The 14,076-nt window shown below is 54.9% G+C and carries 10 protein-coding genes; 3 read left to right on the forward strand and 7 right to left on the reverse strand.

Features of this window, described 5'->3' with window-relative positions:
* Nucleotides 1–231 precede the first annotated feature (231 nt).
* The 6 genes from JQM68_RS07070 to JQM68_RS07095 form a co-directional block, all read right to left on the reverse strand.
* Complete coding sequence (locus JQM68_RS07070; RefSeq protein WP_235222300.1) at nt 232–627, reverse strand: glycosyltransferase family 2 protein; 396 nt, start codon at nt 625–627, stop codon at nt 232–234.
* A gap of 4 nt (nt 628–631) precedes the next feature.
* Nucleotides 632–1,627 (reverse strand): glycosyltransferase family 2 protein, encoded by a 996-nt coding sequence (locus tag JQM68_RS07075; protein ID WP_235222301.1) that lies wholly within the window; start codon nt 1,625–1,627, stop codon nt 632–634.
* A 5-nt stretch (nt 1,628–1,632) separates the two neighbouring features.
* Nucleotides 1,633–2,736 carry a glycosyltransferase gene (locus JQM68_RS07080; protein ID WP_235222302.1) on the reverse strand — a complete coding sequence of 368 codons (1,104 nt, stop codon included), beginning with the start codon at nt 2,734–2,736 and terminating at the stop codon, nt 1,633–1,635.
* A gap of 12 nt (nt 2,737–2,748) precedes the next feature.
* Nucleotides 2,749–3,465 (reverse strand): ABC transporter ATP-binding protein, encoded by a 717-nt coding sequence (locus JQM68_RS07085; protein ID WP_235222303.1) that lies wholly within the window; start codon nt 3,463–3,465, stop codon nt 2,749–2,751.
* A 24-nt stretch (nt 3,466–3,489) separates the two neighbouring features.
* A complete protein-coding gene (locus JQM68_RS07090) occupies nt 3,490–4,965 on the reverse strand; it encodes an ABC transporter permease (protein WP_235222304.1) in 1,476 nt (491 codons plus the stop codon).
* A 135-nt stretch (nt 4,966–5,100) separates the two neighbouring features.
* On the reverse strand, nt 5,101–6,483 hold the full coding sequence (locus JQM68_RS07095; protein ID WP_235222305.1) for an undecaprenyl-phosphate glucose phosphotransferase: 1,383 nt from the start codon (nt 6,481–6,483) through the stop codon (nt 5,101–5,103).
* Nucleotides 6,484–6,644: 161 nt separating this feature from the next.
* Here JQM68_RS07095 and JQM68_RS07100 point away from each other — a divergent pair, with 161 nt between their 5' ends.
* The 3 genes from JQM68_RS07100 (at nt 6,645) to JQM68_RS07110 (ending at nt 11,101) form a co-directional block, all read left to right on the forward strand.
* Entirely contained in the window at nt 6,645–7,781 is a 1,137-nt protein-coding gene (locus JQM68_RS07100) for a glycosyltransferase (RefSeq protein ID WP_235222306.1), read from the forward strand.
* A gap of 30 nt (nt 7,782–7,811) precedes the next feature.
* Nucleotides 7,812–10,253 carry an O-antigen ligase family protein gene (locus JQM68_RS07105; protein WP_235222307.1) on the forward strand — a complete coding sequence of 814 codons (2,442 nt, stop codon included), beginning with the start codon at nt 7,812–7,814 and terminating at the stop codon, nt 10,251–10,253.
* Nucleotides 10,254–10,405: 152 nt separating this feature from the next.
* Nucleotides 10,406–11,101, forward strand: a complete 696-nt coding sequence (locus tag JQM68_RS07110) for a hypothetical protein (protein WP_235222308.1) — start codon at nt 10,406–10,408, stop codon at nt 11,099–11,101.
* 85 nt (nt 11,102–11,186) lie between these two features.
* Here JQM68_RS07110 and JQM68_RS07115 read toward each other — a convergent pair whose 3' ends face one another.
* A complete protein-coding gene (locus JQM68_RS07115; RefSeq protein ID WP_235222309.1) occupies nt 11,187–13,835 on the reverse strand; it encodes an S-layer homology domain-containing protein in 2,649 nt (882 codons plus the stop codon).
* Between the last annotated feature and the right edge of the window lie 241 nt (nt 13,836–14,076).

Below are 14,076 nucleotides of genomic sequence, written 5' to 3' on the forward strand. Positions count from 1 at the left end.
TCCATCATGCCCCAAGTCGGATGATGAATATTGGGTTCATACGTTGCAGACAGTCTTTACAGAACTCGAGGCTCTGGGATTGTCGGAGGCTGTTCCGAAACCGGAGCCAAAGAAGCGTGGTAGAAAACCAAAGGCAAAGGAAGGACAAACACCCAAACGTCCTCGTGGACGCCCGCGAAAGAATGAAGATCACTCTGCTGAACTTCTATAGTCCGACAAACTGGGAATCTATTAATTAATTATTTTTTTGCCGCCATCGTCGTAATAGTGATAAAAGTCCGAGAGCACTATATCTGCGTTGAAATGCTCCGCTGCGTGAAACAGCACCGCATACATATCTCGGCGAACTAAGTCATCTGACTCGACAATGCCGATATACTCACCCGTAGCCATAGCTAGGCACTCATTCATTGATTGCCCATAACCAGACCCCTTTTTTGAAATAACATGAACACGCGAGTCCTTGCTTTCATATTCACGCAGGATTTCAAGTGAACCGTCTGTTGAGCCGCCGTCGCCGCATAATATTTCAATATCGTCCAATGTCTGTGACAAAATACTATCCATACATTTTTTCAAGTACGGCGCCACGTTATATACCGGGACAAGCACAGAAATCTTGGCCAATCCATTAACCTCCATGTTTTATGTCAGAAATCTTTTTCAAAATAGCGCACATCAAAAATGCCCAAGATTTATTGTATGGTGTCAAGCATGTTCGAAGCTTTCCGGTTATTCCGAAATTACACAATTGAAGTACAGATTTATAATTTTTTCTTGCGTATGCTGCCATTTCATCAAGCAAAACTGACCACTTATCTCGTTCTGACGCTCCAAGCTCCCACATCATAGACCATATGTTCATAATCGCTTGAATCATGTCGATCTTTAAAAGTTCCCCGAATTCCGGATATATTGGCAACAATTCGTTGTACCGCGTTTTCGCTGCATCCCAAAAGTCCAACTCTCGTGAGAGATTCGTTGCCCTCATCAATCCAGACGGATTTATCCGGTAATGGTACTTGGCTTTTGACATGATGCATATGCGCTCTGATTTTGCAAACACTTGATAAATGGTTGCTGTGTCTTCAGACAATCGTCCATCAGGGAACAAGATTCCATCCCAAAGTGAGCGTCTGTACAATTTATTCCAGACCACTGTTGTCTGAATACCGCCATTGGTTAGCAGCACTTTTAGAGCTTCAGCAGTCCCAAGACAGACATCCGTTTTTCTGCCAATCTCTTTTGAACTATGGAGTCTTTCCTCGCACAGGCCACAGCAGGAAATATCCCCTCCTGTTCTTTGGATTCCGCTCAGCAAATATTCATACATATCAGGTTCAATCCAGTCATCGCTATCGACAAATCCTAAATATTCGCCGGAGGCTATCTTCATGCCTGCATTTCTCGCCGCTGAAAGCCCCCCATGCTTTTTATGAATGACCTTCACGCGAGAATCTCTTTTTGCATAGTTATCGCAAATCTCTCCACAGTTATCTGGCGCAATATCATTCACGAGAATTACTTCAATATTCTGATATGTCTGGGAAAGTATGGATTCTAAGCAATTTTTTAAATAACATTCGACTTTATACACGGGAACAATGACACTAATTAATGGAGGCATCTGCTTCACCTGCAATAAGTTTCATACACCGTTTTGGTAACCGAATATATATCAAAGCCCTTTTTACAGAGATCAGCGCAGGCATCCTCCCGTCGGTCTACTTGTCTCGCGCAAATCTCTTTTGCCCATTGTTCTGTGGAGGCATTAAGCGGCACTCGCTGTGAGAGACTCGATGCGAATACTTCTTGTGGCACTCTATCTGAACAAATGGTTGGCAACCCAGCTGCCTGTGCTTCAATCGCCACTATTCCAAATCCTTCAAAGACACTCGGGAACACGAAAACGTCCATGGCCCATAACAGTTCCTCAACGCAACCGGTCGTCCCATAAAAAATAACATTGTCATTAATTTGGAGCCTCATTGCTTTCTCTTTTAGTTCCGCGAGATCCTCACCCTCGCCAATTAGCAATAGTCTGGCAGAAGGTATATCTTCATGAACCCGGGCAAAGATATCCAGTAGAAAACTCTGGTTCTTCTGAAAGCAAAGACGGCCTACATTTCCAACCACAAAAGCGCCCTCTATTTTGAGCCGTTTCCGTGCAAGCTCCCGTCCCTCCGCGTTAAAGTGAAATCGCTGCATATCAATACCATTGAGGATTACTTGATATTCCGGGTTTAATAACAATGATTTAGGAAACATGAATTTCGCGGCAGCTGCAGAACATGCCCAAAAGTCCGTAGCTTTTCGGGCAAAGATGCTTTTCGCAATTCGATGCATTCCCATTTTCAATAGCCTCGTCTTGCTTCGCCGCAACATAGTATTGTGACTATGAGCAATACGGATCGGAATTCCCCTATTCTTTGCAAGAGATAAATAGGCAAGAGGCAACGCCTGAAATACATTAAGATGAATAACATCATACTTTCGCTCATCCAGTAGTCTTGCAAAAAGTCGGTAATTCTGTATCAGCCGTCTTTGTGACCCGGAAAGCTCATGAAATATTATGCCAAGCGTTTCAAGTCTTTTAGTAAAAACGCTTCCTTTTAACGAATCAACAACAACATCAATCTCAAGTTCAGATAGATCCATGTGTTGTAAAATATTATTGATAAATGCCTCAATTCCCCCAGATTCCCAAGTTTGGCAATAGATGCATATGCGTCTCATCTCATTTACGCCTCAAATATCATAGACATCACAAACTTCTGCGGCGGCTCCCACCATCTTTACATTTCCGTGCTCCAGCCACACGACCCGATTGCACATTTCCCGAATTTGTTCCAAACTGTGGGACACGAACAGCACGGTCGTGCCGCCGCCCATCAGCTCCAGCATCCGCTTCTTGCTCTTCTCCTGAAAAGCCGCGTCGCCAACGGACAGGATCTCGTCCACGATCAAAATTTCCGGATTTACCACCGTGGCGATGGAGAACGCCAGCCGCGCCAGCATACCGGAGGAGTAGTTGCGGATGGGGACCTCAATGAATTGCCCTAGTTCTGAAAACTCTACAATCTCATCGTACTTTTCGTGCAGGAACTCTTTGCTGTAGCCCAAGATCGCGCCGTTCAGGAAAATGTTCTCCCGGCCTGTCAGGTCAAAATCGAAGCCGGAACCCAGCTCCAGCATGGGCACTACATTTCCCCGACAGACCACGCTGCCCTCCGTGGGCTTCAGGATGCCGGAGATGACCTTCAGCATCGTGCTCTTTCCCGCACCGTTGCGGCCGATCAGCCCCAGCGTCTCTCCCTTTTTCACCTCAAAGGAGACATGCTCCAGGGCTGTGAAATCGTTGTACTGCAGCTTCCCCCGCAGAGCCGTGGTCACAAATTCCTTTAAGGAAAGGATCTTATCGTTGTTCAGGCGGAACCGCATGGTCACGTCTGAAACCTCTATCATCGTCTTTTGGCTCATAGAAACACCTTACAAGTACAGCACGAATTTATCCTGGTTCTTTCGGAACACCAGCGCTCCCACCAGCAGCATCGCCAAGGCGATCATAAAGCACTGGAAGTACACGAAAGGCTCCGGAGAAATGCCGTCCAGGATACAAATTCGTGTGTTTTTCAGGAAGTGGTATAACGGATTGATCCGCAGCACCCACCGGAAATTTTCCGGAAGAATACTCTCTGGATAAAAAATGGGTGTTGCATACATCCACATCATGCTCAACACGCCCCAAAGGAACTGGGTATCCCGGAAAAACACCATGGAAGTAGACAAAAGCATGCCCAGGCCCAGGCAGAAAATGACCAGGCACATCATAAAGTACAGGGCCAGCACCACCGACTTTTGAAAGTGCACGCCTGTCGCCAGGCACACGAGGAATAGCGGGATCAGGGAAATTCCCAGATTCACCATGGAGGACATGACCCGGGTCAAGGGATAGATATACTTGGGCATGTAGACCTTAGTGATCAGCCCGGCGTTGCCCAGGATGGACGTAAGGGCCATGCCGCAGGCCTCGGAGAAGAAGTTGAACATGACCACGCCGATCAGCAAATACACCGCAAAATTCTGGATGTTATTTTTGAAAATGGTGGAGAACACAAAATACTGGACACACATGGTCAGAAGCGGATTCAAAAAGCTCCAAAATACGCCGAGGATAGACCGCTTGTACTTTGTCTTGAAATCTCTCGCAACCAGCTGGTGGATCAAAAAACGGTACTTCTGCACCGCGATGACCGCGTTCACCACATAGCTGCGCTTTCCGCTGCGTGCGCGATACCACACCGCATCCAGGAACAACAGGATAACGGCAAGGCCCGCCGCCACGAATTCCCAATAGTGCAGGCCGGTCCAGATGTAGTCCGTGCCGGAGGCGGTGAAGCACAGGATGCCCGGTGTAGGCGCGCCATTCAGGGTCAGAGAGAAGCCCTCTTCTTTCGCCTGGGTGTTCATCAGGGGCGACACCGCGCTGCCGGCCTGACTGTCCGGAGAGTAGATCCGCAGCAGAAGCGGCGCGTTATACAGCCCCTCGATGGGCGCTTCCGCCTCCATCACCGTGAAGCCGCCTTCCGTGACAGCGGCCGCGTCAAAGCTTTTGCTCATCAGCAAGGTATTGCTTCGGGTATCGTACAGCTCCAGGACGACCGTCCCGGCATTGGGCCGGTAATAGGTGCCCCACTGCACGCTGATTTTTTCCAGGCGCTGGATCTCCGTGGTAAAGGTCTGCTCCACGACGCTGCCCGCCGCCAGTTCCACGGTGCCGCTGTCGGCTGTCAAAAGTTCCAAATCTCCTCTGGACTCCCGCAGATGAAGCTGCTCTCCGGCCAGGAAATAGAACAGAACCGTGGCCGCCAGATAGCCCACCACCAGGAACAGTGCCAAACGGCGAAGCAGCGGCGCAAAATCCGCCTCCGTCCGCCCGCTGTGTTTTCTTTTTTGATGCAACATGAATCACTCCAACTGTCTATGCGTTTGATGCGCCGCAAATATCCGGCGCCATTTAATACAAAATAGTTATTTTGTCATAATATTATCCCGGTAAAAAGGCGCGACATGCACGCCTTTTTAGCAAAACAGATGCACTTATCTGGAAACCAATTTCTCCTGATTCACGCTCTTGAACGGCGTCATCAGCAGGATCTTCAGGTCAAAGAACACATTCCAGTTTTCGATATAGTAAATGTCATATTCGATCCGCTTACGAATGGACGTATCCCCCCGGTAGCCGTTGACCTGGGCCCAGCCGGTGATGCCGGGACGGACCTGGTGCTTGACCATGTAGCGGGGGATCTCCTCCTTAAACTGCTCAACATAATGGGGGACCTCCGGCCTCGGTCCTACCAGGCTCATGTCCCCCTTCAGTACATTGAAAAACTGCGGCAATTCATCAATGGAGAATTTCCGGATCAATGCGCCAAACCGAGTTTTGCGCGGATCGGAGTTCCGGCTCCAGCCGGTCTTTTCCTCGGAATTGACCCGCATGGAGCGGAATTTATACATATAAAAGGTCTTTTTATCCTTTCCCACCCGTTCCTGCTTGAACAGCACCGGCCCCGGTGAGGAGAGCTTCACACCCACGGCGGCCGCAAGCATCAGCGGCGAAGTCAGGATGATCAGCGCCAGGGCGCCCACAATATCCATGGCCCGCTTAACAAACGCGTTTCCCATATTGTCCAGCGGGATGCGGCGCAGGTTGATAACCGGCAGGCCGTTGATATTGTCGATCTCCGGATTCGAGGGCATATACGCCGCATAGTAGGGGACCAGGGACACCTTGGTCCCTGTCTTTTCGCAGATCTGGATGACCTTGCCGATGAGGTCCTGCTCTCCGCTTCCGACGGCGGCCACAACTTCATCCGGCTTGAGCCTGTCCACGACCGCTTCGAGCTGTTCATAATCTCCCAGGTAAGGCAGGTCTTTCAGATGCCCGGTTCCGGCCACGTATCCGTCCACCAGATACCCAAGACTCTTGTCTTCCCGCACCTTGCTCACGTACACCGCCGCGACGTTACTATCTCCGACAAGTATCACATGCTTTTGGTTATAGCCCAATTTCCGGTAATGGCGCAGTGTCAGCCGCAGTACGGCGCGCTTGCTGACCAGAAGGCCGAAGTTCAGCACACAGAAAAACACCAGCATCCACCGGGACATCTCCGAGAGCCGGAACACAAACAGAAAGGCCATCAGCAACAGCGTATCCAGCGCCGTAGCAAGGAACAGCGCCTGGGCCTCCTTGTGGAACCTCACAGCACGGTAGGAGCCGTAAAGTCCCGCTGTCGCATAGGTCACAAGGCACAGCACAGTTGTGCCCAACGCCAGGTACACATAGCTTCGGAAGGGAAACGACGCCGTTCCGGAAAGGGCGCAGAACCGCACCCAATACGCAAGGAGCAGGGCGCAGAACACCAGGCATCCGTCAGAGAGCACATTCAGTCGGTTGAACAGCCGTTGATTCTCTTTTATCATAGGCCGTGTCCTCCTGCCCCACCGTCGGGTCCGTCTGCGCGTTCCAGTCCGTTTTCCGCATTTGTTTCAGGTTACTTTTACATGACAACTCATCAGTTTATTTTACTTGAAACTTCATACAATGTCAAATATAATAGAAAGAAAAATGAACCGAGGCGTTTATGTCTAACCGTATCCTTTTTACCGCTTCTACATATTCCCATATCCGCAGTTTTCATCTCCCATACCTGCGCGCTTTTCAGGCGGACGGCTGGGAGGTCCACATTGCCTGCGGCGGCCCCATTCCCCACGAATGCGGGGCGGACCGTTCGTTTTCCGTTCCCTTTGAAAAGCGAATGTCCTCTCCCGCCAACTTCCGCGCCCAGCGGATGCTGCGCGATCTGATAAAAGAGCACCGATACCAGTTGGTGATTACCCATACCTCCCTGGCGGCTTTCTTCACCCGCCGCGCGGCAGCTTCCCTGTCGCCCCGGCCGCCGGTCATCAATATGGTACACGGCTACCTGTTTGACGACGGCACGTCTCTGTTGAAACGGAGCATTCTGCTTGCCGCCGAAAAGCTGACGGCTCGCCAGACCGACTTGCTTCTGACCATGAACAGCTACGACCTGCAAGCCGCCAGGCAGTACCGCCTTGGCGCCCGGGTGGAAGCTGTGCCGGGGATCGGCGTCGATTTTTCCCGCCTGGAACGCCCAGCGGCCAGCCCTGGCCTGCTGCGTTCGGGCTACGGCCTTCGCGCGGATGACTATGTTCTGCTGTATGCCGCGGAATTCTCCGCCCGGAAAAACCAGGAAATGCTGATCCGTGCCCTGCCTGGGCTGCCCTCGCAGGTCAAGCTGCTGCTACCCGGCCAGGGCGCCCTTTTGGAGCAATGCCGGGCGCTGGCTGATACCCTCGGCGTCGGTGACCGGGTGGTCTTCCCCGGGTTCGTCTCTGATATGGCCTCGCTGTACGCTCTGGCGGACGCCGCCGTCTCATCCAGCCGCTCCGAAGGGCTTCCCTTCAACATCATGGAGGCCATGTATGCCCGCCTGCCCGTTGTGGCCAGCCGGGTAAAGGGCCACACCGACCTGATCGCGGAAGGACGCACCGGGCTTCTCTACCCCTATGGCGACATTGCCGCTTTTCAGGCACAGCTCCGACGCCTGCTGGACGAGCCTGCCCTGGGGCCGGCTCTGGGCGAGGCTGCCCATGAAGCTGTGCTGCCATACGGTCTGGAGCGCGTTCTGCCCCAGGTCATGGAAAAATACGGTTCCCTTCTCCCTGTGGGCAAGACGCCCGCGCTTTCCCCGCGATAACTTTTACCAAAGAATTTAGGAGTGATCTTCTTGTCCAAGAAAAACCGTCCCATGCGGCAGGATGTGCCCGCCGCCCCGGTGCAGCGCGAAGCCGCGGCTCCGCGGAAAGGCCTGCTGAAGGAACCGCTCGCCCGCTGCTTTTTCTACCTGTTTCCCATCCTGCTGTTTCTGTCCATCACGGTCCTGACCCGGAAGGGCTCTGTCTGCGTGGCGGCGGTCTGCCTGCTGTTCACCATTGGCCGGGAGCCGCTGCGTCGGCTGCGGGACAGCTTTACCCCGCTGGCAGCCGCCGTGATCCTGTATACCGGCGTATGCCTGTTCTCCGGCCTGTGGTCCCATTTCGGCGCCTATGCCGGCAACGAAAGCTCCAAGCAGATCATGGCCCTGGCCCTGTTTTTGCTGGTGCTGGCCCGCTTCCCCAAGGCGCGCCTGCGGCGGCTGTTCCAGGCCGTGTCCGCCGTTCTGTCCGCCGTCTCCCTGTTGTGCATTGACGGCGCCTCCCTGAAGCTCCTGACCCGCGGCTTTATCTGGGTGATGAACCGCCTGGGCACCGGGTACCTCGCCGAGGAGATGGGCTACGAAAGCGGCATCCGCATCACCGGCATCTACAACAACCCCAACATCGCCGCCGGTATGATCGCCTTCGGCCTGCTGGTCTCCCTGTTCCTCTACCGCACCGCCCGTTCGGAGCGTGCCCGGGGCCTGTACGCCGTCTCTCTGGGCATCCAGGCGCTGGCCTTTTTCCTGTCCTTCTCCATGGGCGCCATGGCAGCCTTCGCCATGACCTGCCTGGTGTACGTGCTCGCTTCCGGGAAAGAGGAGCGGCTGGGCCTGTTCCTCCTGATGCTGGAGTGCGTCATCGTCACCGTGCTGTGCTCCTTCGCCGCCACGCCGTTCCTGGGCACCTCCGGCGCCGGCTCCGCCGTCCCGGTGCTGCTGGCCCCGGTCTGCGGTTTGCTGATCTGGGCGCTGGACCGCTTCGCCGGCACCCGTATCCTCTCCCTGCTGGAGAGCCGGACAAAGGCCGTTGCCGCCGTGATCGCCGGCCTTGTGGTGCTGCTGGTGGTCTATCTGGTGCTGGCGTTCCGCCTCACCGGGCCCGTGACCCTCTCCGCCGGGGAGTCGCTCTCCCGAGCGGTGGATCCCGCCCCGGGAAGCTACACCGTCACCGCCGAGGGCACGGAGGCTGGCGTCCAGATCTACTGCCAGAACGAGGCCCAGCTTATGATGCACACCAACACGGTGCTGTACGAAGGCCCCCTGTCCGGCGCGGCCTTTACCGTACCGGAGGATTCCAAAATCGTGTGGTTCGTCCTCAGCGGAGAGGGCGTACTGGAGCGGGTCACGCTGTCCGACGGGACGGCGCTGCCCCTGGGCTACAAGCTGCTGCCCAGCTTTGCCGCCAACCGGCTGCAGGGCCTGTGGGCCAACCAGAACTTCATCCAGCGGCTGGTGTTCTTCCGGGACGGCATCACCCTGTGGAAGCAGAGCCCCATCTACGGCTGGGGCGCCGGCGGCGTGGAGGGGCAGATCACCGCCGTGCAGCAGTTCTACTATCAAAGCAAATACGTTCACAACCACTTCATCCAGATGCTGGACGAGGCCGGCATCATCGGCTTTGTCACCTTCCTGGCGCTGCTGGCGGCCGCCGTCTGGGGCCTGATCCGCCAGCGGAAGCAGGGCGGGCCGCTGCTGCCCATGCTGGCGGCGTGCCTGACCATGATGACGGCCCACTCCCTCACCGAGGTGGTTTGGTCGGCCCGGATGTATCTGGGCATCGTGTATGTCCTGCTGGGTGCGATGGCCGTCTGGACGGCCCGGGAAGATGGCCGCCGCGCGGTGGGCTGGGCGTCCGCCGGAGTGGGCTGGGGACTGGTCGTGGTCTTTTCCATCCTCCAGATCTGCAGCTTTGCCGCCGCAGCGCAGCATCTTAAGGTGGCTACGATGCCCTCCCTGCCTGATGATCTTTTGGAGCGTTTGGAGCGGATGGATGCGCTGGAAGTCTATGATGACACAGAATATAAGGCCAATCTGATGCTGAACAGTCTCCAGGTCGGCGATCTGAACACCGCCGGACGGTGCGTCCGGGAACTGCTGGCCAAGAAGGAATATATCGCCTGTTACAACGCGGCAGGTTACTATTATCTGCCCCTGAAAAACGTGGATGGCTTCTTTGCCGCTTTGAAAACCGGCATTTTGCAGGAGGCGTCCGACACCATGAGCTGGAACACCCTGTTCTACATGTTCCGGCAGGCACACCTGCAGCTCGAACCGGAACACATGGCGGACTATACCCGCAACATCGTGGAGATGGGCGACTTCCTGGACAGCTTCAACCAGGGGCGGATGGAAGTCATCGTGCTGGAGCCTGAAAACCAGGCATTCCTGGACGAGGCAAGAGCGCTGTACCGGGACGGCGTGACAGGGCAGGAGGCCTACGACGCCATGGCGGAATATCTGGCACTGGAGTGATTTCAAAACACACGCAGCGGCTGCCGAAAGGCAGCCGCTGTTTTTTGATAAATATTCGTTTTATTTGCTATGTGTATATAACGATGCAACACTCCGCTTTTGGCCGCCTTTTCAAAAGGGGACACTCCCCATGCAAAGAAGGAGGAGACGGCATGAAGCAAACAGGCGCTTATCAACTGAATCAATGGGAACTGACGGACCGTATCAGGATGGAGGATTTCAACAGCGACAACACAAAGGTGGACGCAGCGCTGGCGGCCCTGCGGGACGGAAAGGCGGAGGCCAGCTCATTAAACGCCCTCAGCGGCAGGGTGGACGCCAAGGCGGAGCAATCCGCCCTCAACGCCCTGAGCAGCCGGGTGGACGCCAAAGCGGAACAGGCCGCGTTAAACAATCTGGAAAACTGGGTGAACAGCAAGGACCACTATGTCAAGCTGGTGGACATGAGCCTCACGGAAGCGGCATCCTCCGTCAATGTTCCCCTCACGGGCATCGACTGGAACGCATGGCAGAAGGTGGTGATCCACTCCGTACTGAACCACTCCGGATACTGCCGCATCCGCTGCAACGATGACAGCGGGTGTACCTGCGTCAACATGCTGAGCAGGACCTCGGACGGCGGGTATGTGGCCGTTCCCCAGGAGGGGGAGCCCCGGGTCACCTGTGAGCTGATCTGCTCCCGGCGGAGCGATCTGCGGGTACGGGCGGAAGTCTATACGGAGACCGGCCGCTTTTACACAAATTTCAGCAGTCTGACCTTCGCGGGACTGAGCTATATGAACTATCTCAGCTATACCATGGATCCCTTTGGGGTGGGTTCCCACTTTGAGGTCTGGGGCGTGCGCTGAGGCCGTCCCCGGATGCAGAAAAAACGTCCCCCGGAAAATCCGGGGGACGTTTTTTGTTAGGTGACGATCAATTCCGTCTAACTAATCAGGGAATAACAGTCAGAGCGTCGACGGTCACATACAGGACGTTCAGCTCATCGCTGGCGGCGTCGGTCTTCTGGCCAGCATAGGTGGCTTCAACATAGTAACCCTTCAGCAGGGCGCCCAGAGTACGGGCAGAGATGTCGTTGTACACCTCGTAGTCAGCATCGTCGTCCTTCATCAGCTTGCTGTCCTTGGTGACCAGAACGATCTTGGCGTCGTCAGCCACGGTGTACTCAGCAGTGCCCAGAACCAGAGAACCGTTGCTGTAGGTAACGGTATGCTGGTTGGGAGCGTCCTTATCCAGGCTGCCGGAAATCAGCTTGTTGCCATCAGCAACAACGGCAGGCAGCTGAGTGATGTAGCCATCGGCGTTGGTGCGGGCCTTATAACGCAGCTGGAAGACATCACCAGTGGTCATGAAGGTAGAGTCGGTCTTGATGGTGGTCACATCGCCGTTCTCATCCAGGACCTTGTAGGTGTAATAGGTGTTGTTCTCGTCGATGTAGGTCTGGCCCTTGTACTCGACAACATAGACGAAGTCGGAGTTGGTCTGACCCTTGATGGTAGCGGTAGCCTGAGTCAGGTCAACGAACACATAGTCAGCGTAACCAGTGTTATCCTTCAGATAGGTAACAGTGGCGTCGCCAGAGGTCACGCAGATGTCGGGGATGTTCTTGATGCCGGTGTAGGTGCTGACGGTATCATCGGCCTCGAGAACCACGAACACGGTCTTGCTGTCGCCCTTGACGGTGGCAGAGCCGGAAATCACGTTAGCGGAAGTGTTCAAGAAGTTGACCTTGCCGTTCTGGACGAAGTCATAGACGCTGGAGCCAAACTTGACCTTCACGTTGGCAGCAGCCTGAGAAGCGCCATACTTGGTCTCAACCTTCATCAGGTTGTACTCGTTCTGGCTGTTCTTGCTGAAGGTGTACCAGCCGCCGTTCGCGCGAGCGATGGTCGCAGAAGGAGTGACGTTCTCGATCTTCTTCACGGTGACGTCACTGTTGGTGCCGTCGGTGAAGTAAGCAGCAACCTTGTACTGACCGCCGCGCAGGCCGGAGGTATTCATGCCCTCGAACAGATACAGGTAGTTGCCGGCAACATAGTTGGAGTCGATGCCGATGATGTTGCCATAGGTATCCAGAACCACGCAGGCGTTCTCACCAACAACATAGGATTCGCTCTTGACCTTGTTGGCGCCCTTGCTGGTAGCGAAGGAATAGCTCAGAGCCTCGCCGTTAACGGTCATGTTGTCCTCAACATCATAGGTGTTGATGATGCCGGTCTTGGTCTCGGCGGGAGTGACAGACTTGATCTCAAACTTGTCGTTGCTGCTCTTGTAAGCAACAGTGACCAGCAGATAATCGTCAGCCTTGACATTCTCGACGTCGAAGTCCTCCTGGCTCAGAGTCAGGGAGTCGAACTTCGCAGCGGGGATGAAGTCAGTGGTATCACCGGCGGGGGTGATCTTCACGGTCTCCTTGCGGGTGTTGTAGTCCTCGGAGGCCTGGAACAGGTAGGTGCCGGTACCAACAACGGTGACCTGGGCGCGAGAGCCGGAATCGTCCACATAGATCTCGGTCTTCACGCCGGCGCCGCCGACCTTGGAGCCGCTGTTCTTGTCGAACATGGCAACACCCAGATCAAACTTGACGTCATGGAGCTGGTCATGGCCACCCTGAGCAGTGGTCCAAGCGCCGTTCATGTAGACATTCAGGTCGGCACGGCCAGCGCTCAGATCAGAAACCAGAGAGGAGCCCAGCAGATCATACAGATCGCCTTCCTTAACCTTCTTGGTGTAAGAAGCAACCAGATCACCGGACTTGACATAAGTGCCGATGGAGGAGGTCTTCAGGGTCCACTTGTTGGAGGGACGGCCGAAGGCATCCTGCACGTCCTGACGGGCCAGGTTGGTGAAGTACTTCTCAGCGAACTGCAGGTTGTCCAGGTGCATCTTGTTGGAGTAGCCAGTCTGAGCAACGGGCTCAGCCTTGGAGCCGCCGACAACGATCTCGGTGCCGCCGATGGAAACGGTGGTACGGCTGTCATAGTCGACCATGGTGGCCTTCAGGGTGTTCAGAGCATACAGGCAAGCCTCTTCACGGGTGACGATCTTGGTGCCGTCGAAGTCGGAGACCAGGCCGTCGTCCAGGCCGATGGCCAGGGCCTGCTTGGCAACGTTGATGGACCAGTTGGGAACATTGTAGCCCTCGACGTCCTTGTCATAGCCCAGGGCGCCCAGCAGCAGCTTCATGAAAGCATAGCCGGTCAGGGGAGCGGCGGGACGGAAGCTGCCATCGGTGTAACCATCGATGATACCAGCCTGAGCGCAGTAGGCGATGTAGCCGGCGAAAGTGGAATCGGCGGCGACATCCTTAAAGGGAGCGGAGTCGGCCTTCAGAGCGCTGGCGGTGGTGGGGCCCAGGATCATGTTGCACAGGATCTTGGCAGCCTGACCACGGTTCAGCTGGGTCTGGGGCTTGAAGGAACCGTCGGTATAACCGTCGATCACCTTCACTTCGGACAGCACGTCGATGGCTTCGGCATAGTTGACCTTGTCATCGTCCGTGAAGTCCTTGGCACCGGCGCTGATGGTGACCAGAGACATGGTCATAACCAGAGCCAGAACCAGAGAAAGGAACTTCTTCATGGTGGATTTCCTCCTTTTGAATTTACCGGGTCTTTCCCGGCATTGATTTTGCGAAACCCCGCCATCCTCCGGCTTCCGGTTCACATACCGTGGCTAGCCTAACCCGTATCTGAGCCGGCTATCCATTGAACGGCTGAATTCCACAGTCGCATCTTACCAAAGAAATTCCGAAGGTGCAATAGGGATGTTTTAGTTGTAATGGAATTATAACATTGCAACATTCCGGAGATAGGCGGCCCGT

This window comes from Oscillibacter valericigenes, from assembly GCF_021531435.1.
GTDB lineage: Bacteria > Bacillota > Clostridia > Oscillospirales > Oscillospiraceae > Oscillibacter > Oscillibacter valericigenes_B.